This window comes from Microlunatus sp. M237 (assembly GCF_056896895.1).
Genome location: NZ_JBXHBL010000001.1, coordinates 899,327 through 925,348 on the forward strand (window position 1 = coordinate 899,327; position 26,022 = coordinate 925,348).

The window sequence follows — 26,022 nt, forward strand, 5'->3', positions numbered from 1 at the left end:
GCGTTATCCGGTGGAGCTGCGGGCACCTGCCCACAGGTCCACGCCGGACTCGACGGCGTGCTGGTCGATCTCGGCCAGCTCGTCGGGCGTGAAGTCCAGTCGACCGACCGCGGCGACGTTGTCCTCGAGCTGCTTGACGCTGCTCGCGCCGATCAGGGTGGAGGTGACGCGCGCGTCGCGGAGCACCCAGGCCAGCGCCAGCTGGGCCAGCGTCTGGCCACGACCGGAGGCGATCTCGTTGAGCGCCTTGACCCGCTCCAGGTTCTCCGGGCTGATCGCGTCCTGCGACAGCGACTTGCCCTGGGCGGCTCGGGAGTCTTCGGGCACACCGTTGAGATAGCGGTTCGTCAGCAGCCCTTGGGCGAGTGCGGTGAAGGCGATGCAGCCAACCCCCTCCTGCTCCAACACGTCGAGCAGTCCCTCTTCGATCCAGCGGTTGAACATCGAGTACGAGGGCTGGTGGATCACCATCGGCGTACCCAGGTCGCGCAGGATCGCCGCTGCCTGGGCGGTGTGCTCGGGCGAGTACGACGACACTCCGACGTAGAGCGCTTTGCCGGCCCGGACGGCGGCGTCCAACGCCCCCATCGTCTCTTCCAGCGGCGTCTCGGGATCGGGACGGTGGTGATAGAAGATGTCGACGTAGTCGAGCCCGAGCCGGGTCAGCGACTGGTCCAGGCTGGCGGTCAGATACTTCCGCGAGCCCATGTTGCCGTACGGCCCCGGCCACATGTCCCAGCCGGCTTTGCTGGAGATGACCAGCTCGTCGCGGTAGGACGCGAAGTCCTCGGCCAGGATCCTGCCGACGTTGCGCTCGGCTGCCCCGTACGGCGGGCCGTAGTTGTTGGCCAGGTCGAAGTGGGTGACACCAAGGTCGAAGGCGCGGCGCATCACCGCGCGCTGGGTCTCGATCGGCTTGTCGTCGCCGAAGTTGTGCCAGAACCCGAGCGACACCGCCGGGAGCTGGAGACCGCTGCGGCCGCAGCGTCGGTAGGGCTGCACGTCATAACGGTCGGGGTCGGCAAAGTAGGACATGACGCCACGCTAACCGACCAGGCCGGGCGACCGGCAGCCGCACACCGAGAAGCTCAGCAACGAGCTCCGGCGGCGTCAGACTCCGCTATCTTGGCATCAATGCCAAACTATTGGTTCAGATGCCAGGAGGTGGGATGGGTGCCGTTCGCAGGCCGACCCTGACGCAAGAGGTGCGCCGACGCCGGATCATCGATGCGGCGATCGACTGCCTCGCCCGCGACGGATGGCATGGCACCACGCTGGCCACGATTGCGGCCGAAGCCGGGATCAGTCGCGGTTTGATCTCGTATCACTTCGACGGTCGCGATGACCTGTATGAGGCAGTTCTCGAGAGCGTGGTGGCCACGGTCTTTGCCACCGGGTCGGAGGAGATGCAGCGGGGCATCGACGTGGCGCCAACGGCGGCCACCAAGCTGCAGGCGTACATCGAGGGCAATCTCCGGTTCATCGGTGCGCACCGGCGGGAGATGGCCGCCCTGGGGCAGGTGATGCCGAACCTGCGGGGCAAAGATGGCGCCCTGCACGCCAGTACCGATGCGGAGGAGCCGATCATCGTCGGCACTGCGCTGCTGTTCGAGTACGGCCTGAGCACGGGCGAGTTCCGGTCGGTGGATGCCCGTCTGACTGCCTACACGTTGCGTCGCTGCATTGACGGGGCAGCGTTGAAGATCGTCGCCGACCCCGACTTCGACGTCGACGGCTACGCGCGCGAGCTGACCTCCCTGTTTCTCCAGGGAGTCCAAGCATGACCACGGAGGTCGCCCCGGCTGTCCAGCTCAGCAGGCTCACCAAGCGCTTCGGCCACCACGTCGCCGTCGACGGGATCGACCTGACGGTGCCCTCGGGCACGTTCTACGGCATCGTCGGCCCCAACGGAGCCGGGAAGTCGACGACGCTGCTGATGATCGCGGGATTGCTTGCCCCCGATTCCGGTTCCGTCACGGTCGCGGGAGTGGATGCCGCCAGGGACCGTGATCAGGTGCTCGGTGCGCTGGGGATCATGATGGAAGGTCTCTCCCTCCCGGAGCGGTTGACCGGCGCGGAACTTCTCGAGTACACCGCCCGCCTGCGTCGGATCGGGGACGGGTGGCCGGAGCGCGCCGCCGATCTGCTGGAGGTCTTGGGCCTCGACAGAGCCCCATCGACATTGATCGTGGACTACTCCACCGGGATGCGGAAGAAGATCGGGCTCGCGATGGCTCTGTTGCACCGCCCCCGCGTGCTCTTGCTCGACGAGCCCTTCGAGGCTATCGACCCGGTATCCGCGAGGGCCATCGAAGGACTTCTTGATCAGTTCGTGGCTGGGGGTGGCACGGTCCTGCTATCGAGCCACCTGATGGATGTCGTGGAGCGTATCTGCGACCGGGTGGCGCTGATCAAAGACGGCCGCATCCTCACTGAGGGCACCGTCGGCGAGGTCAGGGCGGGCCGCACACTGAACGACACGTTCGTGGAGCTCGTCGGCGCTCCCGTGCAACGCGAGCTCACGTGGCTGGCGTGAGCATGAGCGCGACGTTCGCGTCGATGCGATGGAGGATCATCCGGCACGGCCCACACGACGAGCGCGGCTTCGGTCTCGTCGTCGGCCTGGTCGCAGCATCCGGGGTCATCGTGCTGGCAGCACTTGGACGCGCTGGCACACTGCACCCGAGCTGGCTGACCGTCGGGATCTTCCTGTTCGGCGTGACCTGGTTGATCGGCCCGATCCTCCTTCCAGGATCATCACCGACCCTGGATCCGCAGTGGTTTCGGACGCTGCCCAGGAGACCACGCCAGATCGCCCGGGAGCTCGCGCCGAGCGAGGCGATCAGTGTCGGTACGATCCTCACCGCGCTAGCTCTGAGCAGTTTTCTCATCGTGGCGGCCGGCCACGGCCCGGTGGCCGCCATCGTCGCGGTGGTGGCCATGGCCGTGCAGTTGCTCTTCCTGCTCTGGCTCGGACGATGTGCTGCGGCCGTGGTCGCCGCTCTGCTCCGCTCGACAGGGGGGACGTGGCTGGCGGCGGTGCAGATGTCGGTGCTCCTCGCGATCTCCTTCGCCGGCTGGGTCCCAATCGCCGCCCTGGTGCTGCCCGATCTCGGCGAAGGTGGAACGGAGCTCGTCACCCCGTCGGTGGCGGGCGCGGTGCCCACCGGAATCGAGAACGTACTGCTCTTCTTGCCGACGGGGTGGGGTCTCGCCGCCGTGCTCGCCGTGACCACCTCCGCCCCGCTGGTCAGCGGGGCCATGCCCTTGCTGGGACTCATCGTGGGCACGCTCTTGCTTCGCGGCATCTGGATCGCGCTGACCGCACGTGCGCTCAGCAAGCCCCCAGCCCGAACGCCGAGTAACGTCACCGCAAGGCCCAGCGCGTCCACCCGGAAACCGCGACCCGGTGGGGCGACACGGGCCGTGACCTCCCGCGAGATCAAGACATGGTTCCGGGACCCGCACCGCAGACTCGGGATGATCCACGCGTGGATCACCCCGCTGCTGATGGTCGCCCTCGTTGCGCCGACAAGTTGGTCGTGGTCGCTTCCGTTCATCGGGGTCATGGCTGCCGCGCTCGGCGCGATGGTCGCCGTGAACACCTACGCCCTCGACGGCACCGCGTTGTGGCAGCTCCTCACCACTCCGGGAGCGATTCGCGCCGATGTGCGCGGCCGACCAGTCGCCTGGCTGTTGCTGTTCGGTATCCCCACCTTCGCTCTGACCCTCGTGCTGTGCGTCGTCAGCGAATCGCCCCTATCGGCGGTCGCGTCCGGAATGACCCTCGCCGCCATCGGGGCGGCCTGCGCGGGCGCCCCTTTGCTCGGCGCGCTGATGCCTGCCATCGGCGCAGACGCGCGCGAGCGCGTGTCCTCGACGAGCCGCACCGGCAATGCCGCTGGCGCGCAATACACGGCCTTCGCCGCCGTCGGCGCGGTCGCCGTACTGCCTCTGCTCCTGATCAACCTCGGCGCCGCGGAACCCACGTGGCTGATGCACGTCTCCCTCGGCGCGATCATCGGTGCGGGAGCAGCAGTCGGTTTGTCGATCCTGACCCGCGCCCGCCTGCAACGATCGGGACCTGCCCTGCTCGCTGCGATGGAATCGGGCGACATCGCCCGGCTCCGAGACGGACCACGCGCGTCGAAGGCGACCCGCCGGTCGTGAAGTGCGCCTCGCCGACGGGCAGTTCATAGATCGAGTCCGCACAAGGACGGTGGCGCGCCATGCGGACGTCACTCCTACGCCGACTTCGGCTCCGCTGCGACCCGGAAGCTCTCGTAGATCCGCGAGAATCCTTCGGAGCCGTGTCCGGTGCCAACCTGCTGGGTGATCAGTCCCTGTACCGCGGCGATCGTTGCCGGGTTCACGCCCTGCTCATCGCTGGCGCGCACAATGTGAGACAGGTCGGAGAAGTCGAGGCTCTGCTGGCCGGCAGCGGTGTAGTCGCCGCCGTCGATGATCTGCGCGAAGCCGGCGAGCCCTTCGGTCATGGCGCTGATGAAGGGGATCGTGCGGGCGGCGAAGTCCGTCGCGGTCATGCCAACTGAGCCGACCATCGCCGCGCCGTGGATGAAGCCGGCGAACATCTGGTACATCCCGGACAGCATGGCCAGATCGATCAGCGACGCCCTGCCCGCGTCCGAGCCGTCGAAGATGCTCGTAGCCCACGTGTCGAGGACCGAGCGGTGCTCGTCGAAGACGGACCGCGCGCCGCTGTAGAAGACTTGCGCGGCAGGTGACCCGATCATGCCGGGCACGGCCACGATCGCGCCGTCGAGAAAGTCGATGCGGTGCTCGGCGGACCAGGCGGCCAACTCTCGTGCCTCGGTCGGGGTGGTCGTGGTGAGGTTGATCAGCGTTCTTCCGCGCAGCCGGTCGACGACAGGGTCGAGGGTTTCATGCACCGAGGAGTGCTTGAGCAGGCAGGCGATGACCAGCGGTTGCGCGGAGACTGCATCCGCGACGGTTGCGCCGCGCTGTGCGCCATGATCGACCAGGTCTGTGTCGCGGTCGGCGGTCCGGTTCCATACGGTCACGGGGTGGCCGGCCTCGAGAAGCTTTCCGGCGAGGGCGCTGCCCATCGCCCCAAGTCCGAGCATCGTGACGCCGGATCGTGGTGCAGCGGTTGTGGTCGGTGAAGTCATGCGTCCATGCTGACCGGCACCCGCGGCAAGTGGGAAGTACCCACTATCTTCTTCGGTACTTACTGTTTGGTTAGTGAGGAGATCGGCATGGCAAAGGGACCCAGGTCGGGGCCGTACGTCTGCGGCATCGACGCCGCCCTGGACGTCGTGAGCGGCAAGTGGAAGGGCCTGGTTCTGTGGGAGCTGTCCACCCACGGCATCCGGCGGTTCGCCGAACTCCGTCGCGGACTGCCGGGCGTCAGCGAGAAGATGCTCACTCAGCATCTCCGCCAGATGGAGGAGGACGGTCTTGTCCACCGGGAGGTCTATGCACAAGTGCCACCGAAGGTCGAATACTCCCTGACTGAGGCAGGCACCTCCCTCAACGAAGCGCTCCGCCCGCTCGGGGCATGGGGTCAGGAACGACTCCGCCGAGAACGCCTCGAAGTCACAGACTCAGACGCCCCTCAGAACGATGGCTCCAACAACGTCACAACCCGCACCACCTAGCGCTTGCCGGGTCACGCGCCGAGCCGGGAAACTCATTCCGCCCGCGCGCCGGGCGATGTCGATGCCGACGACTCGGTTACGACGTCTCGGTGGAGGCCACGCCGGACCTCCGCACCCACGAGAAGGAGCTCACCGTGAAGTACGTCATCCTGATCCACTCCAACCCGCAGCCCTGGGGACACCCGACCGGAGACTTCGTCGCCGAGAACCAGGCCTTGCCGCAGGAGCAGCGCGACGCCTTGACCAGCGACTTCGACGCCCTGCTGCAGCAGATGTCGGAGAACGGGGAGCTGCTGAGCGGCGAGGCGCTGGGTGATCCCACCACCTCGCGGCTCTATCGCTGGGAGACCGGCCGGCCGCTCGCCACCGACGGTCCGTACTCGGAGGCGAAGGAGCACCTGGCCGGCTTCTTCTTGATCGATGTCGAGAGCCAGGCTCGCGCCGAGGAGATCGCCACCCGGTTCAGTGGCCCTGGAGAGACGATCGAGCTGCGGCCCGCGATGTGGCCTGGTGGCGACGACCAGTGACGCCCGGGGAGCTCGAGGACGTGTGGCGACGCGAGTCGCCGCACGTCCTCGGCGCCCTGCTACGCCGCCACCGTGATCTGGGCGACTGCGAGGACGCGGCGCAGGAGGCGCTGGAGGCTGCCGCCCGCCAGTGGCCCGACCAGGGCGTGCCGGAGAACCCCCGGGGCTGGCTGATCCGGGTCGCCTCCCGGCGGCTGGTCGACCAGCGGCGAGCTGCGTCGGCGCAGTTCCGGCGGGAGCAGACCGTCGCCCGTGGGCGGTCCGCAGCCGCGCTGGTCGCACCTGCCGCCGACCAGGATGAGCCGGTCGACGACAGCCTGCAGCTGTTGCTGCTGTGCTGCCATCCGGCGCTCACCCGCCCGTCCCAGGTGGCCCTCACCTTGCGGGCCGTATCGGGGCTTCCCACCGCGGCCATCGCTGCCGCGTTCCTGGTGCCCGAGACGACGATGGCGCAGCGGCTCAGCCGGGCCCGGAGCACCCTTCGCTCAGCCGGCGCGCGATTCGAACTGCCGGAGCCAGACGAGCTGCCGCAGCGGGTGGCCGCGGTCCTCGACGTGTTGCATCTGATGTTCAACGAGGGCTACACCCGCCACGCCGGAGACGCCTTGGTCGACCAGTCCCTCACCTCGGAGGCTATCCGCCTCACCCGGCAGCTGAGTGCCCGCCTGCCCGACCACGCCGAGCTGTCCGGCGCTTTGGCGCTGATGCTGATCACGCAGGCACGTGAGTCCACCCGGACCGACGACCACGGCGACCTCGTCGCGCTGGCGGACCAGGACCGCCGACGCTGGAACCAGTCGCTGATCACCGAGGGGGTACGCATCCTGGAGCAGGTGCTCCCCCGCGGACATGTCGGCCGCTACCAGCTCGAGGCCTCCATCGCCGCCGTGCACGCGGAGGCGACCCGCTGGGAGGACACCGACTGGCCACAGATCCTCCTCCTGTACGAGATGTTGGAGCACACCGCACCAGGTCCGGCGGTCACCCTCGGCAAATCCGTCGCGCTGAGCATGGTCGCCGGTCCGGCCCAGGCCCTGCAGCTCGTCGACCGGCTGCTCCTCGAGCCCGCCCTGCAACGCCAGCACCGCCCGCATGCCGTCCGGGCGCACCTGCTCGAACTGACCGGGGACCCCGCGGCGGCCGATGAGTACGTCGTCGCCGCCCGGCTGACAGCGAGCGTGCCGGAGCAGCGCTATCTGAACCGGCGGGCCGAACGGCTGCGGCAGGCACGCCGGGCCGGCGGTGCTGGGCGCTGACCGGCGACATCCTCGAGCCCGGTGAGTCTCCCGTCGTCGGGGTGTTGCGGGAGCTGACGGAGGAGACCGGCGTGACAGGCAAGGTCGAGCGGCTCGCTCTGCTCACGACCGGCGAGCCGGTGACCTACCCCAACGGTGACGAGTGTCAGTTCGTACTGATGGTCTTCCGCTGCGCTCGGTCTCCGGGGACGCCAGACCCGACCAGGACGAGTCCACCGATGCAGCCTGGTTCGAGTTCACCGACCTCCCCGATGACCTGCCGGCCGCAAACCGCCGCCGCCTCCACGCCGCCCGTGACGCGGCCGGTCAGCCGATCCTCGAGTGATCTCCTGACTGGTGGTCAGGGCAGCAACGCTGCCTGGTTCTGGACCAGGCTGAGGCCCACCGGGCTCAACTGTCGGCCGTCGCCGCGATCGCATCGAGGTCGCGTACGGCGTAGCGGTGGTGCTCCCACTCCTCCTCGAGGATGACGTGCAGACAGGACAACGTGGTCTCCGGATAGTCCGGCGCCCACGGGTTCCTCCGGGGCGTCGCCAGGTCCGCTGCGGTGACCGTGGCGAGGAAGTCGCGCACCAGCTGCTGGTGCTCCGAGCGAACCTGGCAGATGTCGGCGTACGACGGCTCGTGGTGAACACGGACAGATCCAAGCCGTCTTCCTCGGCCTGGGGTCCCGCCAGCCCCAGGGGGTGGAACGGCTGGTCGAGCTCCAGAATCGCCCGACCCAACCACGTGTCGGTGGCCAGCACCAGGTGTCGCAGGGTCTGGGCGAAGGACCACTCACCGCTGACCGAGACATCCACGATTCCGGCGGGCATGGTGGCGACCCGCTCGAGGGTGGCCGCCCAGGTCCGCTCGACCGCGGCCCAGGCCGCGCGCAGGCCCTCGGGGTCCGTGGCGCGCCGCTCGGCGCGGCCCGGGAACCGACGGTTGAGCTCGGCCTCCACGAAACCGATCACGTCGACCCCATTGACCCGGAGGAAGCTGGTGCCGTCCGACAGCCAGGGAGCGTCGATGTCGAGCTCACGCACCTCCACCCCTCGCATCACGGCTCCCGACAGATCGGCCTCGACGAAGCGCGCCCCGCGCAGATCGGCCCCGACGAACTCCGCGCCCTGCAGCTGATTGGACTTGGTGAAGGTAGTCATGCAGTTCTCCGGCTCGATCGGGCGAAACCTGGCGATCAACACGCTAATGCCAGTGTGGGCGTCTGCGCGGCTGTCGCCAGCAGGAGACGTCCTCGCAGTCGCGACTGCTGGCCTCTGGGCCTGGCGCATCCGATGTGCGAACCTGGGAAAAGGACCACCACCTGAGGTCCAGCGGCCGTCGACGTCCGTGATCCGGCCAGCGACGGGACCGTCCGCACTCCCGACGCGCACAGCGACGTCCGGTCACCCCGGAGGCACAGCGATGTTCGAAGAAGGCCAGCTCTACGCACCCGTCACCCGGACCGACGACGGGAACATCACCGTCCATCTCGGCGACAACCACCCGGGCGCCGTCGACCCGAACTACCGCGCCCGGCGCAACGCCTTGGCCACGCTGGCCCTGGAGTGGCAGCCGGGCACGCCGCCGCCGACGGCCCCATACACCGCGGCCGAACACGAGGTCTGGCGGATCGTCTGCGCCGAGCTGCATGAGCTCCACCAGCGGCTGGCCTGCACCACCTATCTGGAGGGCAAGGACCGGCTGCAGCTGCCGGAGGACCGGATCCCGCAGCTGGTGGACGTCAACGAGGCGCTGCGCCCGCTGACCGGGTTCTCCTACGTCCCCGCCGCCGGGCTGGTCGCGCTGGAGGACTTCTACGGCTCGCTGGCCGACGCCGTCTTCCACTCCACCCAATACGTCCGCCACCACTCGGTCCCGCTCTACACCCCCGAGCCCGACGTGCTGCACGAGGTCTACGGGCACGGCAACTGCTTGGCCCACGACCGGTTCGCCGCGCTCTATCGGGCGGCGGGCGAGGCAGCCCGCCGGGTCCGGACGCTGCCGGCGCTGGAGTTCGTGTCCAAGGTGTTCTGGTTCTCCCTCGAGTTCGGCGTGCTGCGCGAGGCAGGGACGGTACGCAGCTATGGTGCCGGGCTGCTGTCCTCCTACGGCGAGATCCAGCAGGTGGAGCGTGCCGACCTGCGACCACTCGACATCGCCCGGATGGGCGTGCAGACGTACGACATCGCCCAGTATCAGCCGGTGCTGTTCTGCGCCGACGGGTTCGCGCAGGTGGAGGACGTGGTCGGGGAGTTCTTCAGCGAGGTCGACGACGAGGAGGTGGCCCGGCTGCTGCACGCGCCGTCGACCGCCGCCTGACGGCCCGGTGCCCGCCTGCGCGGGGGTACGTCGTAAGCGGCCCCGCGCGGCCGGGACCTATATCCTGCGAGCGCTGTCGACCGCTGGAGGAAGTTCATGCTGCTCACGAGGGGCGCCCTGCCCGCTTCGGGCGATCCCGCGGACGCCGCTTCGGCACGTCAGACGAGCCCATCGCGCCTGCGCGACCGCCTCTTCGGTCGTTGGGGGTGGCCGATCGCCACGATGATCACCGTCTTGCTGGCCGCGCTGATCCCACTGGCCTTCGACCCGCGCTTCTATTTCCTCGGCGACACCCAGGTCGGCGCCTTCGGCCAGTGGTACCACCTCGGCGCCAAGCTGCGCAGTGGCCAGTGGCCGCTGATCGATCTGCAGGCCTGGCACGGTGGCAACTACGTGGCCGAGGGCCAGTGGGGCCTGTTCAGCCCGCTCACCATGGCCATCGGCCTGGCCGCCACGGTGATCACCGACGCTGTCGTCTTCGTCACCGCGATCAAGTTCGCGCTGCTGGTCACCGCCGCGCTGGGGGTCTTCGGTCTGGTCCGGTCCTATCAGGTGCCGCCGTACGCGGCGTACCTGGCCGGTGTCACCGTCACCCTGGGTGGCGCGACCCAGTATCTCGACGCCCCGGACTGGGTGACAGGGCTGATGGTGTGGGCCCTGCTGCCGGGTGCCTGGTGGGCACTGCGCAGGCTCGCCCTCAGCGGTGGGGGGCCGCTCGCGGCGTTGATCTTGGGGATGCTCACCGTGACGGTCGGCTACGTCTACGGCACCATCTATCTCGCGCTGGTGATCATCGCCTGCCTGGTCGACGCCCTGCTGGCGCGCAACCGGGCCGGCGCCCTACGGGTGTTCGGCGTCGGCGTCTGCTGTGCGCTGGTCGCGGTGGCCGTCTATCTCCCAGGCGTGCTGTCGGCCCCGGTGACGACGCGGGCGGGATCTGAGGTGCTGAGCACGGGGCGGCTGCAGGGGGACCTGCCCGGTCTGGTGTCGTCGATGATCCCGACTGTGCTGTCGCCGTCGTCACCGGCGCCACCCGCCGTGGTCTTCCCCGCGCATTACACGGTCTGGTTCTTGGCGATGTTCGCGTGGCTGGACCTCTCCCGGGCGCGTGCGGTGATCCGGCAGCTGGTCGGGCTGCTGGTCGTCGGCGGCGTCGCCGTCTTGTGGGTGCTCGGCCCCAATCAGATCGGACCACTGCGCTGGCCCATCCGGGTGATGCCGGTGGTGACGCTGGCCGTGGTGGTGCTGCTGGTGGTGCTGTGGTCGAAGGCAGGTCTGGCCGCGCCGTCGCTGTCCCGGCTGGTGGCCAGCCTGGCCTGGACCGGGTTCGGGGCGTATCTGGTGATCGCACGGTTCTGGGAGTTCCGGGCGATGGTGGTGCTGAGCGCGATCGTCGTCGCGGCCGGTCTGGCGCTGGCCTGGTGGCTGACCCGCCAGGCCGCCTTGGGCACTGGCGGCCGGTTCGGCCGGACCCGGGCCGGCGTCGCGGTCTTCCTCGCACTGTGGAGCGTCGGCGTGATGGGGGTGCAGCACCACTACTACCCGCAGCCCACCGCCGTCGACCGGCATATGCCGGCCGACATCGCCGGCTATCGCACGCAGGCACCGGGCGCCGTCGGCGACGTCATGGTGGTCGGTGACCCGGAACTGGTCGTCCTGACGAACCCGGAGAGCGTCTCGGACCTGCTGATCGCCAGCTCCTGGTATGTCAACCCGCACCCGGTGCAGAACGTCTACTCCACCATCGGCTTCACCGCGTTCAACGAGCGCTACTGCATGCGGTTCGACGGAGCCACCTGTGCCGAGCTGCTGGACACCTTGTTCTCCCCCGAACCGGTCACCGGCCGGCTCCGGGTCGACCTGCTCTCGATCAGCACCCTCCAGATCGTCCGGGATCGTCCCGGCGCCGGCCTGACAAAGACGGTGCCCGCGGGCTGGCGATTGGCCGGCGAGACCGCCGCGACCGTCACCTGGGTACGCGAGCAGCCACTTCCCAGCGCCGGTGGGGTGGTGTGGACCTCCCCCGGTCTGTCGGTCACCGAGGTCGCCACCGGCACCTCCGAGGTGCAGCTCCAGATCGACTCAGTTGCACCGTCAGGCGGCACCGTCGTGTTCAGCCGGCTGGACTGGCCCGGATACCGCGTCGACGGCGCGACCTTCGCCCCGTTGACCGACGGGTATCTGATCAGTGTCCGCGTGCCGGCCGCGGCGTCGGGCTCGACGATCACCCTGACGTACGCACCGCCCGGATGGCCGGTCGAGCTGGCTGCACTCGGCATGGGGGTGCTGGGAGCCGGAAGCTGGACCTGCTGGTGGGCTGTCGCCCGCATCCGCCGCAAGACGGCCCTGTCGGGGTCGCGCTAGCCGGACGTGTTCCGCTTGGCCAGGCTGTCTCGGAGCCGGTCCACCAGGCCGACGCCCGGACCCACGAGCTTGTGGAAGACCTGGTTGTTCGGCGCACCGGGATGGGGTCGGGTCGGGGCCACCTTCTTGGCCAGCTCCACCTTGTGGGCCATCTCGACCAGCTCATCGCGCGGAATGCGGGTCCGCAGCTGCGGGAACTGGTCGGACTCCTCGTCGTCGATGTGATCGCGGAGGATCTCCTCCAACTCCTGCATCAGACCGCGGAACTCAGGTCCACCTGCGTCGGCGCCCTCGAGCTTCTTCATCGTCTGTTCGAGCTCTTTGTGTTCCTTCGTGTCGTGCTCCACCGCCCCGTCACCGTCAGGAAGGTGCTTGCGCATGGCGGGATAGACATACATCTCCTCCGCCACCGAGTGCCGGACCAGCTCGCTGATCACCGTGTCGGCGAGGTCGCGACACTGCTCGGCGTCTGTCGTGCTCTTGATCTGGTCCACCAGATCAAGGACCTCGTGGTGGTCCGCGGTGAGGACGTCGACGACATCCTGCTCGGCCGGTGCTTCAGTCATGGTGCGCTCCAGACGGTTGAGGGACAGTCCCCGATCCGTTACCCGGACAGGCCGCCCCAAAACCCTGAGATGGCCGATCATCAGCAGTGCCGTTTGACCCTTGCCGGACGGTGACCGGTCTGTCACCATGACGTATGGCCGTCACCGAAGACGCGTACGGGGGCCGCACCGCCGGCTCTGCCGCCGATGCATTTCCCACCAAGAACCATCGCCGACCCGAGGTCCGCGATCTGCCCGATCCCCCAGCCAAGTATCGCAAACTGATCGGGCCCGGCATCATCGCGGCCGGCGTGGGGCTCTCCTCGGGCGAGTTCATCATCTTTCCCTACATCGCCTCCCAGGTGGGTCTGATCTTCGTCTGGGCGGCCCTGGTGGGGCTGGGCACGCAGTACTTCATCAACCTGGAGATCGAGCGCTACACGCTGGCCACCGGCGAGACGGCGCTGACCGGCTTCAGCCGGTACTGGAAGCACTGGGGTCTGGTCTTCGCTCTCCTCACCTACTTCGCCAACCTGTGGCCCGGTTGGGTGACCAGCAGCGCCACCCTGATCTCGTACATGCTCGGCGGTACACCTCGGTTCATCGCCATCGGGATGCTCGTCGCCATCGCTCTCATCCTCACGCTGGCCCCCGTCATGTATGTCGCGCTGGAGCGGGCCCAGATGCTCAAGGTCGCGGCGGTGGCGCTGTTGTTCATCATCGGCTCGATCGTCGCGGTCGGGGCGGCGGCGTGGTCAGACGTGCCGCAGGTGATCACGAACCCCGGACTGCCGGTCGAGCAGCTCGGGTTCGCGGTCCTGCTGGGAGCGCTGGCCTTCGCCGGCGCCGGTGGCGGCCAGAACCTGGTCCAGTCCAACTGGATCCGGGACAAGGGCTTCGGCATGGGCGAGTACATCCCCCGCCTGGTCAGCCCCATCACCGGGGCACCCGAGGCGAAGCCGAGCACCGGCTACATCTTCGAGCCGACCGAGCAGAACCTTTCCCGCTGGAAGGGGTGGTGGAAGTTCTCCAACATCGAGCAGATCTTCACCTTCGTGCTGATCACCTTCCTCACCATCATGTTCACCTCGATCCTGTCGTATTCGACCGTCTACGGCCGGGAGGGTCTGGTCAACGGCATTGGCTTCATCAAGACCGAGGGCGAGGTCCTGGGCGAGCGGGTCGGTCCCTGGTTCCGCTACTTCTTCTGGATCGTCGGCGCCTTCTCCTTGTTCACCGCGGCATTGGGGATCGTCGACTACACCAGTCGGCTGGCAGCCGACGTGATCAAGACCAGCTATGCCCGCAACTCCAATGAGTCCAAGCTCTATGCGTGGCTGGTGTGGGGGCTGGCCGCCGTCGGCATCATCGTGCTGTTGGCGGGCTTCGACCAGCCCATCGCACTGCTGGTGATCGCCGCTGTCGTCGGCGGATTCATGATGTTCATCTACTCGGGTCTGCTGATCCTGATCAACCGCAAGCTGCTGCCGGCCGCGATCCGCATCCGCGGTGTGCGGCTGGTCGCGTTGTGCTGGTCCATCGCGCTGTTCGGGACGCTGTCGTTCTTCACGTTCCGCGCCCAGCTGGCCAGATTGTTCGGCTGAGCGCTGCTCTGCTCAGCGGGCAGGCCGACCGGCGCGGGGGCGCACCGCACGCCCCCGCGCCGCGAGGGATAGACCGGTGAAGGCAACGGCCATGACCAGCGAGAACCCGAGGAAGCTGTCGCCCACCTGCTCGGCCACGGCCAGGTCCAGGTCGGAGCGGCCGCCGAGGAGGGCGACCTGGGCGGCGAAGCTGACACCGACCAGGCTGCTCGCCAGGGCCAGCAGCACCCGGCTGGGCTGGGGAAAGCCGGCCGAGTCACCCCGGGTGAAGCCGTTGTCGGTCAGCAGCCGCCACAGCAGACCGACCAGCAGGGCCGCGCTCACCCCGGTCAGGGACACCACGGACACCACGGGCTCGGTCACCCAGGCGCGATACGGGTAGACGAGCGTCAGCAGCAGCACCCCCGATAACGCGACCTGCGCGTCGAGGGTGAGCCGGCGGCGCCAGGCCAACCAGCCGAGCAGCAGCACGGTGGCCACCGTGACCGCGGTCAAGATGTCGTCGGTACGGGTCAGGACGCGGAAGAACTCCAGCACCGAGGCGGCGCCGAACATCACCGCGAAGGAGGCCAGCAGCACGGCGACGAGCCGGCGTCCCCGACTCGCCATCCGCACCGCGGCGGCCAGCGCCAGCACGCTCCCTGTCACCGCGAGCACCATGGTGATCGACGTACCTCCGAACTCGCGGACCTCACGGGCGAGGTCGATCTGGCCGAATGCACGGACCACCACGGAGGCGAGCAGCTGCACGCTGATGCTGCCGCCCACGAGCAGGGCCAGCAGCCAGCCGTAGCGCGACCACACCGGCAGCAGGTCGTCCGGATCGGGCCGACGGGCCGCGTCGCCGCGCGGGATCCGGTCCGCGACCGTGGTCATCGCGGCGCAGGCAACGAGCACGACGGCTCCGACGACCGCGCCCACCACGACCTCGCGCGGCAGCACCGGCTCGCTGCGGCTGGTCAGCCGGGCAGCGTCCTGCACCAGGCGCGCGACCACCAACAGACCGAGCACCGATGCACTGACCAGTGCGGTGCGACGACTGCGATGCCGGTCCACGCGCTGCCACACCCCGGTCGCGGTCCAGGTGGCGGCAGCGGTGGTGATCTCCACCAGCGCGGCGCCCGCCAGCACCGCGACCGGTACGGCGACCGCCCACAGCGGTCCGGTGACGCGGCTCAGCTGACTGAGCTGAATGGTCGGCGTCACCTCCCGCTCAAGAGCGAGTCCCACGGTCTGGAACACCACCACCGCATGTCCGATGATCGCCAGGCTGATCACCAGCTCCCACCATCGAAACGTCGACCGCCAGCGCAGCAGCACGAACACCGGCAACAAGGCGGTCAATCCGATGATCACCGCATCGGCCTGACCCGGGTCCGCCCAGTCCACCGGGTGCAGCAGGACCGCCATGGTGAAGACCGTGGTGGCGATCCGCAGCGGCGCCCGAAGATGGAGTCCGGCGGTGAACAGACAGCTCAGGGCCAAGATCATCCCGACCAGCACGAGCGCGAGTGCGGACGCCGGCAGGGTGAGGTTCGGCGGGGAGAACAGCAGCCGATCGCCGCGGCGCAGCAGCCCGGCGAACGTGGCCGCGATCATCAAGACGGCGTACGCGGCGATGCAGACGCCCGCGATCATCCGTAGCCCGGGCGGCCACCCATCGGCGCGGAGGTGCCCGGACCGGACCGGGTCGACGACAGTGCGGACGACAACGAAGCGGACCAGCTCGACGGCCGACCGAAGTCGAGCACCCCGCGGCCGCGGGGTTGTCGGCAGCGGCAGGGCGCCGGTCACCGGGCTCCTCCGATCGACTCGACCCGCAGGGTGTTGTCGCCGGCCGGGTAGGACATCACCCAGAGTCGGCCGGCGGCGCAGCCCGCGGAGCGTACGTCAGTGGCCCGAGCCTGCAGGCGCCACCGCTGGTGCACCCGGCCGTCCGGGCCGACCGAGGCTAGGTCGGCGCCGACGAATGCGAATGCCGGCGGATCGGCGGCGGAATCGGCACCGGCACAGGTCGCCCCCGCGGCGCTCGCCCCCGGCAACGTCCAGCGAACCTCACCGGTCTCGAATGAGCGGGACTCGAGGGCACCATCGACGTCGACCCAGAGCTGACCGAACGCCGACGACACCGCGGTGAGTCCCAAGCCGACGGGTCGGTCCCACCGCCGGTCGCCAGTGCCCCGGTCGTACGCCTGCAGCGCACCGTTGGTGGCGAGCACGACTTCGCCCTCAGTCACCACCAGCCCGGTGATGAACTGCGATCCTGCGTCGACGTGCCACCGCTGGGAGCCCGAGGCGACGTCCCAGGCGGTCAGCCCCGCTCCGGTGTCCACGGCGGCCAGCACCAAGCCGTCCGTGGCCAGCGCACTGTGCACCCCGTGGTCGAGCTGGTCACGCCACAGCCGCGCGCCGGTGGTGACATCGAGCACGACCACCTCACCGCTGACCGTGCCCACCGCGACCATGGTGCTGCCGACGGCCACCGGTGCAGCCACTGCCACGTCGTCGAGCGGGACGCTCCAGCGGAAGTCACCGCCGGCCTCGTACGCCACCAGCGTCCGCTGGGTGGTGGTGACGAGCACCAGCGAGCCGATGCTCGTCATGGTGACCACCTCGCCGCCCGGGCGCGCCCACCAGTGCGACCACAGCGACCCGGGACGCAGCGTCAACAGGCCACTCAGCTCGCGACCGTCGGCCTGCGGGAAGGCGATCACCCCGTTGGCAGCGACTGCGGGCGGCTGTCCGGCGAACACGTCGGACGTGTCGGCGCCGAAGGTCGCGTCACCGCCCAGCACCTCCTCGGACCGCACCGTCCAACCGAGCATCCCGGAGGCGTCGAGTGATGCGGCGGCGAGGTCGGCTGCGGCGACGTTCGTGGCGGAGGAGGCGGGCACCACGGCGTAGCGCGATCCGCGGAGACTCCCCCGCTCATCCACGACACCGCGGCCGGGACACCACACGTCGACCTTGCGCCAGGTGCTCTGCTCGGCGCCGCCGATCAGCTCCGTGGTCGACTCCACTCGGAGGCATCCCTCGGCGGCCTGGGTCCGGTCGATCGGCGCGGTGGCGCGGGAGGTGTTGCGATAGCTCAACGACACGTCGGTCGGCTTGGCGAGTGCGGCGCCGGAGCTGGACCAGGTCTTCCCCACCGCGACATCGGCGGGCAGCTCGAGGAAGTTGGCGAACGAGATGCCGAGGTCCTCCCAGTCCTGGACCCGCAGCCACACCCCGTCGTCGCTGATCGTGCGGATGCGATAGCGGGACGGCGCACTCAGCCCGGCCGGGACCACGGCTTCGCGCCACCATGATGCCTTCTGCGCCCCTTCGGCCGGGAGATCGAGATAGGTGAAGGCGGCCGGTGACATGGCGAACGCGATCGAGCCGCCCTCGATCCGCGACGTCTCCTGCATCGCCCGACGCGTGGTCCACTGTTGGGTGACGCTGACGGGCTGGCGGGTGCCGTCAGCCGGTACGTACGACCGGGCGGCCGACGGCGCCGGCTCGGAGGTGACGGTGGTGCTGTGGACGGCAACCGCGAACCACGCCAGCAGTGCCGGGACGACGAGGGCGACCGCCCACGACTCCCAGCGGCGCGACACGGGCGTACGTCCGGCGACTGGCATCGCCGATCACTATGTCACCCGCGGGGTCGTGCCGCGATCTTGGTCTGACGTTCCTTCTGACGCGTGCTGGCCAGCTGCTGCTCGCCCTTGAGGGTGCTCTTGGCGAGCCAGTCCAGTGCACCCCGCGAACTGCCTCGGAAGACCTGGCCGTAGCGGATCCGGGAGTAGACATCAGGCATCCGCTGACCGAGGTAGGAGATGGCGACCTTGCCGAAGAGCCAGGCTGCGAGCCAGCCGTTCAGCAGCCCGACCACGACCGAGACCACGGTCATGGCGACGGACGGCAGCATGAAGCTGAGCGCGACGGCGGCGGCCGTCGGCAGCACGCCGACCACCGTCAGGACCAGCGCCACCCACACGTGGAGCCCGATGTTGCCGTTGGCGTCGTTCGGTCCGACCCGTCGCCGGGGATCCACCCCCGGCGAGACGCCGACGGCGGACGTGATCACCGCTGCGCCGCTACCGGCTCCGAAGAGGGCGGGCAGCGCCGCCAGCACCACGGGCGTCACCCAGAACTGTCGGGTCAGCAGCACGAACACTACGGTGATCAGCAGCGCGTGCGGCATGAACACCAGCAACGTGGCCCACTGCCGGCCCCGGATGTCGGAGCGAATGGACGTACGGTCCTGCCCGACGATGGCCAGCCAGACGGCCGTGCCGTCCTGACCGAAGAGGTTGAGCGAGGCGATGCTCATCATGAACGCGACGATCAGCCCCGAGAAGGCGGCGAGGACCGCGTAGTCGCCGCTGATGAGGGCAAAGAAGCCGATCGCGATGCCGGTCCAGACGGCGGTGCGCAGCTCCAGCACCCGCCACGGGTCGCGGGTCCACTGGCGGTACTCCTTGCCGATCACCGCGCCGAGCTGCGACTTCGGAAGGAATCCACCCCCGTCGACGAGACCGGCCGACAGCCGCCGCCCGGTGCGCCGACGCGCCGGCGCCTCCGTCCGAGGAGTCAGCACCGCGATGGTCGCGATCACCAGCACCGTGTCCAGTCCGGCCAGGGCGGCGAGCAGCAGCGCGGCCGAGAACCATCGGCCGGCGGCAGCCTGCTCAATCGCCAACAGCGGCCACGAGCTCGGAAAGGCGTCGAGGACCGTGGTGATCATTCCGGCGGGCAGACCGTCACGCAGCAGCGCCGGCAGGCTTTCCACGGCGGCTTGGACGACCATCCAGCCGGTGAACGCGGCGGCGAACATGAGGCCGAACTGGATGCCGGCGATCTCCACGCCGATCTTGGATCGCATCGCGGCCCCCAGCAACCCATACACGAGTCGCGAGACGGTGATCGAGAAGACCCAGGTCAGGGGCGCTCCGACCAGCACGATCACCACGGTGACCGGGTCGAGCAGCACCGCGTGCACCGCCGCGGCCACAAAGGCCAGCGACACGTACGCCGACGCGATGCTGACGAAGGTCGCCACCAGGAGGCTGCGGCTGAGTGCGCGGCGATCGATCGGTAGCAGCGCGAAGTAGTCAGGGCGCAGGGCGCCGCTACCGCTGAGCAGGACCGGGCCGAGGGCCGTCCCCAGGAACCACCCGGCGAAGGCCAGGGTCAGCACCGAGTGTCGGACGTCGTCGCTCGAGGCTGCGGCCGCAGCCACCCAGGTCCCGAGGACGAGAGCAGCCCCGATCGCCCAGCCTGCCCGACGCAGGCCCCGGGAGCTGTTGCGCAGCAGCGTCAGCTTCAGCGCGATCATCAGCCGATCCACGACAGCTCCTCATCGGCGATGGTCGGGGATCCGACGAGTTGGACGAAGCGGTCCTCCAGCGAGAGGCCAGCTCGCACCTCGTCAAGAGTGCCGTCGGCGACCACCCGCCCCGCGGCGACGATGGCGACGCGGTCACACAGCTGCTCGACCAGGCTCATCACGTGGCTGGAGATCACGATCGACCCGCCGGCGGCCGTGAACCGCCGCAGGATGCGGGTCAGCACGGTGGCCGAGACCGGGTCGACCGCTTCGTACGGCTCGTCCAGCACCAACACCGACGGCGCGTGCAGCAAGGCGGTCGCCAGACCGATCTTCTTCCGCATCCCGGTGGAGTACTCGCCGACGAGCGTGCCGAGGGCCTCGGCCTCCTCGAGCTCCAGGATGCGGATGAGCTCAGCACTGCGACTGGCGACTGCGGCGGCGTCCAGGCCGCGGAAGCGGCCCCAGAAAGCGAGAAGCTCACCACCGGTCAACCGCTCGGGCAGGGCAAGCCCGTCGGGCAGCACTCCCAGTTGTCTCTTCGCCGCCACCGGGTCCAGCCACACGTCGGTTCCCTCGACGAAAGCGTGACCGGAGCTCGGCCGCAGCAGCCCCACGGCCATGGACAAGGCCGTGGTCTTGCCGGCGCCATTGGGCCCGACCAGGCCGTAGAGGGAGCCGCGCGGCACCCGGAGGGTCACGTCGTCGACCGCTACCTTCTCGCCGAACTCGCGCCGAAGGTCGACCAGCTCCAGCGGGAAATCGACCGGGTCAGAGGAGATTTCTGAGGACATGCCGAAAGTCTGCGGTCGTCCCCGCCCGGCGCGCATCGCCGTGCCGGCCAGAACCCGTGCCATCTAGGTGGCCAACTGGCCACAACTGTCGGCCGATCGGCTCACGCAGGGCCACAGGCGTCACGGCCCGAACCATTCTCCGTATCCTCATGCCATGACGCGGGCACGGTTGGCGGATGCGATCTTCGTCGGGGCCGCACTTCTCTACGTCTACGTCACCGCGCAGGCTCGGGACTCCTATCCGTTCATCTCAGCCTGGTACTGGCCGATCGACATCGCGTTGGGCGTGCTCGCGGCCGCGATGCTGTGGTGGTGCCGCCGGCATCCGGTCCTGATCGGCGTGCTGCTCGTCATCCCTGGGACGCTCTCGATCTGCGCCGCGTTTGCGGTGCTGGCCGGCATCTATCGGCTCGGATCGTTCGCCCCGCCGCGGATCTCCCTGCCGTTGGTGGGACTCCACGTCGGCTGCGCGCTGCCGTACCACTGGGCGGTTCCCGTACCCGGCATGTCCTTGGCCGTCTGGCTCGTCGTCGTACCGCTGATGTATCTCCTCTGCATCAGCTTCGGTTTGCTGTCCCGCGCCCGCCGACAGGTGATCGAGGGGTTGCAGCAGACGGCCCGGGCCGACCACGAGCGTTACCAGCTGCAGCTGTCCACCCTGCGCCGCGACGAGCGGGAGCGGATCGCGCGCGAGATGCACGACGTGCTCGCACACCGCATCTCGTTGCTGTCGGTGCACGCTGGGGCGTTGGAGTTCCGCACCCAGGCTGCGACCGAGGCGGGCCAGCGACCGTTGACAGACGCCGAGATGCACGAGGCTGCGGTGATCATCCGCGAGAACGCCCATCTGGCGGTCGAGGAACTGCGGCAGCTCCTGTTGATCTTGCGAGATGAGGGCGTCGATCCGACCGCGCTCAGCGCGGCTCCCCCGCATCCCCAGCTCGCGCAAGTGTCCAACCTGGTCGAGGAGGCAAGACGCGCGGGCCAACACGTCGACATGATCATCGACGACTCCGCCGGGGCGGGTGTTCGAGCGTCGGTGCAGCGCACCGCGTACCGGATCGTGCAGGAGGGCCTGACCAACGCACGCAAGCACGCACCGCACTCGCCGGTCACCGTCGCGATCCGCAGCGACGACGCCCACCTGTACGTCGAGGTCCGCAATCCGGTCGCCCTCGGTCTGACCCAGACCGAGATTCCTGGCGCCGGGACCGGGCTGGCGGGACTGAGTGAGCGGGTTCGGCTGGACGGAGGCCGGATGTGGCACGGCGTGACCGGCGGGGTGTTCGCGCTCAGTGGCGACATCCCGATCGGCACACCATGACCGAACCAACGCCGGTCATCCGCGTGCTCCTGGTCGACGACGACCCGCTGGTCCGCGCCGGACTGCGGTTGTTACTCGGCGGTGCCGCCGACTTCGAGCTGGTCGCCGACGTCTCCGACGGCGACGAGGTGCTCGACGCCGTACGCACACACGAGCCGGACGTGGTGCTGATGGACGTACGGATGTCCCGTGTCGACGGCATCACCGCCATCCGCCTGCTGCGGACGGCCGGGCTGGTGAAGCTGCCGGCCGTGATCATGTTGACCACCTTCCGGACCGACGCCACAGTGCTGGACGCGCTCCGCGCCGGTGCAGCGGGCTTCCTGCTCAAGCACACACCACCGACGGCCATCATCGAGTCCATCCGGACCGCCGCGGCCGGGCTGCCGACCGTCTCACCTGACGTGCTCCGTCAGCTGATCGACCACGTCGCTGCGGCGGAGCCCGCTCCCGAGCACATCCTTGACCCGCTCGAGCCGCTCACCGAGCGCGAACGCGAGGTGGCGATGGCCGTGGCCGAGGGTCTTGGCAACGCGGAGATCGCCGAGCGGCTGTATCTGTCGCACGGCAGCGTCAAGGCGCACATCTCCAGCGCGCTGACCAAGCTGTCGGTGGAGAACCGCATCCAGCTCGCGATCCTGGCCTACGAGGCCAGGCGAGCCGACGGCGGCTAGGGCCGTTTCGCGCGCCGCTTTCGCCGTTGCGTGCCATGCTCACTGATATGGAAGCTTCACCATCGCGCGGAGTCCGCGCGGAGTCTCGGCCGTGACCAGGGCCCATACGTACTCCGTCTCACTGACGTGGACCGGCAACCAGGGGGCCGGCACGGCGGGCTACCGGCACTACTCACGCGACCATGTCGTGGCCACAGGAGAAGCACCGCCCATCGCCGGATCCTCCGATCCTGCCTTCCGCGGCGATCCACACCGATGGAATCCCGAGCAGCTGCTCGTCGCCTCGCTGTCACAGTGCCACCTGCTCTGGTATCTGCACCTCGCCAGCCAGGCGGGCATCGTCGTGATCGACTACCGCGATCAGGCAACAGCCACCATGGAGGAGGAAAGCTCGGGTGCCGGCCAGTTCGCGGAGGTGACCCTCCACCCGCGAGTGGTGATCACCACCGACAGCGATGCCCAGCTCGCCGAGCGCCTCCACACCGACGTCGGCGACTACTGTTTCATCGCGCGATCGGTCAACTTCCCTGTCCTGCACCGCCCCACGATCGTGACGGAGTCCAAAGGGCTCAGCTGATCAGCAGCGTGCCGCACTCCAACCGGAGCCGTTGCGGACCAAGGCGACCCGGTACGCCCGGCCATCCCGTCTCAGCGCAGCGTCAGCTCAGGCGAGGTGACCTTGACCCAGTCGACCACCATGGTCGCCGGCAGGGCCGGAATCACGGCCGCGTTCCCCGGCCAGGCACCGCCCACGGCAAGGTTCAGCAGGAGGTAGAACTCGTGGTCGAACGGCCACGGACCCGGCACGTCAGCGGGGGTCAGCTGGTGGTACGGCTGCTCGTCCAGCAGCCACTGCACCCGGGTGGGCGACCAGCGGACGGCGTAGTGGTGGAACTCGTCAGCCAGTGGCCGACCTAGGTCGTACGGACGTCCCGCACCACCGTCAAGCCCGCTGTAGCCCGGACCATGGAGGGTGCCGTGCACTCGGTCCGGGTCGATCGCGACGTGCTCCATGACATCGATCTCGCCGCAGTCGGGCCATCCCCGCTCGTCGATATCGTGACCCAGCATCCAGAAGGCCGCCCACGTTCCCGGCTCACTCGGAACCTTGATTCTCGCCTCGATCGTGCCGAAGCGAGCCGTGAGGCGGCCCTTGGTGATGAGGCGGGCGCTCGTGATGCGGCCGTCGGCCCCGCGCAGCGCGGTGATGGCGAGGTGCCCGTCGCCGGTCAGCGCAGCGTTGTCAGTGGAGTCGGTGTAGTGCTGTTGTTGCTGGCAGCCCCAGCCGCCGGCGCCGAGTTCGTGGCTCCAGCTGGCGGAGTCTGGCGGGCAGCCGGCCGGACCGTTGCAGTCGTCACACCAGGTCGTATCACCGTCGGAGGCAGCCACGCCATTCATTCTCCGCCCACCGGCGCCGGTGTCCATGTGATCAAGGCAATTCGACTTGCGTCCATCCCCGGTGATCATCCCCCCGCGGTTGCCCGGACAGCTTCAACGATCCGTGCGGCAGCGACCTGCGGGGAGACAGCCATCGTGTCGATCATCAGGTGCTGTCGGTCCCACGGTTCGTACTCACGGCCGGAGACTGCATCCCAATCCGGCTTGACCAGACCCTCGACATCGGTCGGACGGTTCTCGACCCGGCGGCGATGCTCAGCGAGGTCGGGACAGACGATCTCGACCTCGACCAGGCCGGCGCCGGCGGCCGCAGCTGTGGCGACCCAGGCATCGCGGGTGAGCGCGCTGGGGTTGACGCACTCCACGATCACATCCTGACCGAATCGCAGCTGCTCACCCGCGATGGCATGCGCGACGGCGTACCCCGCTGGTCCGACGGGATGGGACAGCGTCGACCAGTCGACGATCGCCTGCTCGATCCGGTCCACCCGCAGATAGGTGGTCGACAACTGCTCCGCGAGGATCGTCGCGATCGTGGACTTGCCGGTGGCCGGGAGGCCACCCACTACGGTCAGCACAGCGGTCATCACCGCATGATGTCACCGCACGAGTCGGAGCGAGGCGACCGGCGCGGTCAGCCCTGGGGATCAGTGTCGCGGTGACGTCGCGCGAAGGTCAGGTGGATGACTCCACTCGGTGAGGTCACTGCTTCGATTCCGAAGCGCTGCTCGAGTCCCTCCAGACCGTCCCAGAGGCGTTCACCCCGGCCGAGGAAGATCGGTACGACGACGATGTGCATCTCGTCGATCAGGTCTGCCTGCAGGAACTGTCGGACCGTCGAGGCGCCGCCTCCGATGCGGACGTCGCGACCTTTCGCCAGCCCGCGGGCCAGCTCGAGTGCCTCGGCGGGTTCCGCGTCGACGAAGTGGAAGGTGGTGCCTCCGTCCAGCTGCAGTGGCGGGCGAGGGTGATGGGTGAGGACGACCACCGGGGTGTGGAAGGGCGGGTTGTTCCCCCACCAACCTCGCCACTCGTCGTCGGGCCACGGACCGCCCTTCGGCGCGAACTTGTTACGTCCCATGATCTCCGCTCCGATGCCACCGGCCCACCGGCCCGCGAAGGCCTCGTCGATACCCCTCGTGCCTTCCTGCGCTTGGTGAAAGCCCATCTGCTGGAAGGTGCGGGTCGGCACCGCCCACTCGACGAGGCGACCTCCGGCATGGCCGAACGGCGCCTCCAGTCGCTGTCCTTCGCCGACACCGAAGCCGTCGAGGGAGATCGAGAAGTTGTGTACGCGGACGCGTGACGTGCCCCGCTCTTCCGGCACTCGATCAGCAACCTGACTGGTGGCTGTCGTGGCGAGGTCGTCGACGTAGGTCGCCAGATTGCCCAGGGTCTGCTCGCCGCCCTCGACTGCGTGATAGATCTCCACTGCCCGGTCGCGGAGCTCCTTGGTCGGGAACACCGTGCGCATCACGATCTTGGTCGCGTCGCCGTCCGACTCGAACGTCAGGACCGACTCGAAGGCGTCGGGGTCATCGCGGGACTCGCCGTGCAGCAGCGCGATCCGCTCTGGTGGGACGATCTCGCGCCAGGTGATCCATTCCTGGTAGTCAGTCCCGTCCGGTCCGTGCATGACGAAGTCCCACGTTCCGCCGGTACGGAACTCGAAGGATCGGGTGGTGGTGGAGAACCCGTTCGGTCCCCACCACTGCGCCAAGTGCCGAACATCGGTGAACGCCTCAAACACCAGCTCTCGAGGTGCGCCGATGAGCCGAGAAACCATGACCTCGCGCTCCATGATCGCGGGGTCGGTCGTGCTGTCACTCCTGGTCGTTGCCATCCGATGACTCCTCTCGTGATGTCTCTCTCAGATCCCGTACGTAGTCGTCCAGTCGGTCGAAGCTCTCGCTCCAGAACTGCTCGAAACCCCCCAGCCACTCGTGCACCGGGCGCAGCCCACGGGCATCCAGGTCATACAGCCGCTGCTTGCCTGCCTCGCGGACCTGCACCAGTCCGACTTCTCGAAGCACCCGCAGATGCTTGGACGCCTGCGGTTGGGTCATCTGCAGATCCCGCGCCACTTCGCCCACCGGGCGCTCGCCGCCCTTCAGGAGGACCAGGATGTTGCGCCGCTGGGGCTCGGCGATCGCGTTGAACGCGTCCGAGGTCGTTGCTGCCCGTGCCATGACAACATCATATTCCCATATGGGAAAACATCAAGTCTTTCGGTCAGCCGGCACCTGGCGCCAGCGCGGCAGCGGCATCGCGGCCGGCAA

24 protein-coding genes and 2 pseudogenes are annotated in these 26,022 nt (G+C 68.8%); 14 read left to right on the top strand and 12 right to left on the bottom strand.

Going from position 1 to position 26,022, the window contains the following annotated elements; all coding sequences use genetic code 11:
- Positions 1–3: 3 nt before the first annotated feature.
- Positions 4–1,035 (bottom strand): L-glyceraldehyde 3-phosphate reductase, encoded by a 1,032-nt coding sequence (mgrA, locus tag AC1XX3_RS04255; RefSeq protein ID WP_483319827.1) that lies wholly within the window; start codon positions 1,033–1,035, stop codon positions 4–6.
- Positions 1,036–1,169: 134 nt separating this feature from the next.
- On the opposite strand from mgrA, the gene AC1XX3_RS04260 reads away from it, so the two are divergent.
- From AC1XX3_RS04260 to AC1XX3_RS04270, 3 genes are read left to right on the top strand one after another with little or no spacing between them, the layout of a single operon-like run.
- Positions 1,170–1,784 carry a TetR/AcrR family transcriptional regulator gene (locus AC1XX3_RS04260; RefSeq protein ID WP_483319828.1) on the top strand — a complete coding sequence of 205 codons (615 nt, stop codon included), beginning with the start codon at positions 1,170–1,172 and terminating at the stop codon, positions 1,782–1,784.
- Positions 1,781–2,536: an ABC transporter ATP-binding protein gene (locus AC1XX3_RS04265; protein ID WP_483319829.1), complete on the top strand. Its 756-nt coding sequence runs from the start codon at positions 1,781–1,783 to the stop codon at positions 2,534–2,536. Before AC1XX3_RS04260 ends, AC1XX3_RS04265 begins: the two co-directional genes overlap by 4 nt.
- Before the next feature lie 2 nt (positions 2,537–2,538).
- Positions 2,539–4,170 carry a hypothetical protein gene (locus tag AC1XX3_RS04270; protein WP_483319830.1) on the top strand — a complete coding sequence of 544 codons (1,632 nt, stop codon included), beginning with the start codon at positions 2,539–2,541 and terminating at the stop codon, positions 4,168–4,170.
- A 74-nt stretch (positions 4,171–4,244) separates the two neighbouring features.
- On the opposite strand, the gene AC1XX3_RS04275 is transcribed toward AC1XX3_RS04270, so the two are convergent.
- A complete protein-coding gene (locus AC1XX3_RS04275; protein WP_483319831.1) occupies positions 4,245–5,150 on the bottom strand; it encodes an NAD(P)-dependent oxidoreductase in 906 nt (301 codons plus the stop codon).
- Between the two features lie 87 nt (positions 5,151–5,237).
- Here AC1XX3_RS04275 and AC1XX3_RS04280 point away from each other — a divergent pair, with 87 nt between their 5' ends.
- The 5 genes and pseudogenes from AC1XX3_RS04280 (at position 5,238) to AC1XX3_RS04300 (ending at position 7,747) form a co-directional block, all read left to right on the top strand.
- On the top strand, positions 5,238–5,639 hold the full coding sequence (locus AC1XX3_RS04280; protein WP_483319832.1) for a winged helix-turn-helix transcriptional regulator: 402 nt from the start codon (positions 5,238–5,240) through the stop codon (positions 5,637–5,639).
- An 89-nt stretch (positions 5,640–5,728) separates the two neighbouring features.
- A complete protein-coding gene (locus AC1XX3_RS04285; protein WP_483319833.1) occupies positions 5,729–6,166 on the top strand; it encodes a YciI family protein in 438 nt (145 codons plus the stop codon).
- Positions 6,163–7,422, top strand: coding sequence for an RNA polymerase sigma factor (locus AC1XX3_RS04290; protein ID WP_483319834.1), 1,260 nt, complete (start codon positions 6,163–6,165; stop codon positions 7,420–7,422). The genes AC1XX3_RS04285 and AC1XX3_RS04290 overlap by 4 nt, the downstream gene beginning before the upstream one ends.
- A gap of 8 nt (positions 7,423–7,430) precedes the next feature.
- Positions 7,431–7,565, top strand: a pseudogene (locus tag AC1XX3_RS04295) (NUDIX domain-containing protein); the annotation flags it as partial.
- Complete coding sequence (locus AC1XX3_RS04300; RefSeq protein ID WP_483319835.1) at positions 7,565–7,747, top strand: hypothetical protein; 183 nt, start codon at positions 7,565–7,567, stop codon at positions 7,745–7,747. The pseudogene AC1XX3_RS04295 and the gene AC1XX3_RS04300, both read left to right, overlap by 1 nt.
- Before the next feature lie 65 nt (positions 7,748–7,812).
- Here AC1XX3_RS04300 and AC1XX3_RS04305 read toward each other — a convergent pair.
- Positions 7,813–8,696: pseudogene (locus tag AC1XX3_RS04305) on the bottom strand (DinB family protein).
- A 133-nt stretch (positions 8,697–8,829) separates the two neighbouring features.
- Between AC1XX3_RS04305 and AC1XX3_RS04310 the strand changes: the two are divergent.
- Together AC1XX3_RS04310 and AC1XX3_RS04315 are read left to right on the top strand one after the other, a co-directional pair.
- Positions 8,830–9,726, top strand: a complete 897-nt coding sequence (locus tag AC1XX3_RS04310; protein WP_483319836.1) for a phenylalanine 4-monooxygenase — start codon at positions 8,830–8,832, stop codon at positions 9,724–9,726.
- A gap of 96 nt (positions 9,727–9,822) precedes the next feature.
- Positions 9,823–12,090: a hypothetical protein gene (locus AC1XX3_RS04315; RefSeq protein WP_483319837.1), complete on the top strand. Its 2,268-nt coding sequence runs from the start codon at positions 9,823–9,825 to the stop codon at positions 12,088–12,090.
- Here AC1XX3_RS04315 and AC1XX3_RS04320 read toward each other — a convergent pair.
- Entirely contained in the window at positions 12,087–12,656 is a 570-nt protein-coding gene (locus tag AC1XX3_RS04320; RefSeq protein WP_483319838.1) for a hemerythrin domain-containing protein, read from the bottom strand. The genes AC1XX3_RS04315 and AC1XX3_RS04320 overlap by 4 nt on opposite strands.
- Before the next feature lie 134 nt (positions 12,657–12,790).
- Here AC1XX3_RS04320 and AC1XX3_RS04325 point away from each other — a divergent pair, with 134 nt between their 5' ends.
- On the top strand, positions 12,791–14,239 hold the full coding sequence (locus AC1XX3_RS04325; RefSeq protein WP_483319839.1) for an Nramp family divalent metal transporter: 1,449 nt from the start codon (positions 12,791–12,793) through the stop codon (positions 14,237–14,239).
- Between the two features lie 12 nt (positions 14,240–14,251).
- Here the strand turns inward: AC1XX3_RS04325 and AC1XX3_RS04330 are convergent, their stop codons facing one another.
- From AC1XX3_RS04330 to AC1XX3_RS04345, 4 genes are read right to left on the bottom strand one after another with little or no spacing between them, the layout of a single operon-like run.
- Positions 14,252–16,033: a hypothetical protein gene (locus AC1XX3_RS04330; RefSeq protein ID WP_483319840.1), complete on the bottom strand. Its 1,782-nt coding sequence runs from the start codon at positions 16,031–16,033 to the stop codon at positions 14,252–14,254.
- Positions 16,030–17,862 (bottom strand): outer membrane protein assembly factor BamB family protein, encoded by a 1,833-nt coding sequence (locus tag AC1XX3_RS04335; RefSeq protein ID WP_483319841.1) that lies wholly within the window; start codon positions 17,860–17,862, stop codon positions 16,030–16,032. Before AC1XX3_RS04335 ends, AC1XX3_RS04330 begins: the two co-directional genes overlap by 4 nt.
- Before the next feature lie 14 nt (positions 17,863–17,876).
- Positions 17,877–19,574, bottom strand: a complete 1,698-nt coding sequence (locus tag AC1XX3_RS04340; protein ID WP_483319842.1) for a hypothetical protein — start codon at positions 19,572–19,574, stop codon at positions 17,877–17,879.
- Entirely contained in the window at positions 19,562–20,347 is a 786-nt protein-coding gene (locus AC1XX3_RS04345) for an ABC transporter ATP-binding protein (RefSeq protein ID WP_483319843.1), read from the bottom strand. The genes AC1XX3_RS04340 and AC1XX3_RS04345 overlap by 13 nt, the downstream gene beginning before the upstream one ends.
- A gap of 154 nt (positions 20,348–20,501) precedes the next feature.
- On the opposite strand from AC1XX3_RS04345, the gene AC1XX3_RS04350 reads away from it, so the two are divergent.
- From AC1XX3_RS04350 to AC1XX3_RS04360, 3 genes are all read left to right on the top strand, one after another.
- Entirely contained in the window at positions 20,502–21,671 is a 1,170-nt protein-coding gene (locus AC1XX3_RS04350) for a sensor histidine kinase (RefSeq protein WP_483319844.1), read from the top strand.
- Positions 21,668–22,345, top strand: a complete 678-nt coding sequence (locus AC1XX3_RS04355) for a response regulator (RefSeq protein ID WP_483319845.1) — start codon at positions 21,668–21,670, stop codon at positions 22,343–22,345. Before AC1XX3_RS04350 ends, AC1XX3_RS04355 begins: the two co-directional genes overlap by 4 nt.
- A 91-nt stretch (positions 22,346–22,436) precedes the next feature.
- Positions 22,437–22,922: an OsmC family protein gene (locus AC1XX3_RS04360; RefSeq protein ID WP_483319846.1), complete on the top strand. Its 486-nt coding sequence runs from the start codon at positions 22,437–22,439 to the stop codon at positions 22,920–22,922.
- Between the two features lie 71 nt (positions 22,923–22,993).
- On the opposite strand, the gene AC1XX3_RS04365 is transcribed toward AC1XX3_RS04360, so the two are convergent.
- The 4 genes from AC1XX3_RS04365 to AC1XX3_RS04380 form a co-directional block, all read right to left on the bottom strand.
- A complete protein-coding gene (locus AC1XX3_RS04365; RefSeq protein WP_483319847.1) occupies positions 22,994–23,734 on the bottom strand; it encodes a glycoside hydrolase family 16 protein in 741 nt (246 codons plus the stop codon).
- Between the two features lie 74 nt (positions 23,735–23,808).
- A complete protein-coding gene (locus tag AC1XX3_RS04370) occupies positions 23,809–24,330 on the bottom strand; it encodes a P-loop nucleotide/nucleoside kinase family protein (protein ID WP_483319848.1) in 522 nt (173 codons plus the stop codon).
- A 47-nt stretch (positions 24,331–24,377) separates the two neighbouring features.
- A complete protein-coding gene (locus AC1XX3_RS04375; RefSeq protein ID WP_483319849.1) occupies positions 24,378–25,586 on the bottom strand; it encodes an SRPBCC domain-containing protein in 1,209 nt (402 codons plus the stop codon).
- Positions 25,567–25,932 (bottom strand): ArsR/SmtB family transcription factor, encoded by a 366-nt coding sequence (locus AC1XX3_RS04380; RefSeq protein ID WP_483319850.1) that lies wholly within the window; start codon positions 25,930–25,932, stop codon positions 25,567–25,569. The genes AC1XX3_RS04375 and AC1XX3_RS04380 overlap by 20 nt, the downstream gene beginning before the upstream one ends.
- Between the last annotated feature and the right edge of the window lie 90 nt (positions 25,933–26,022).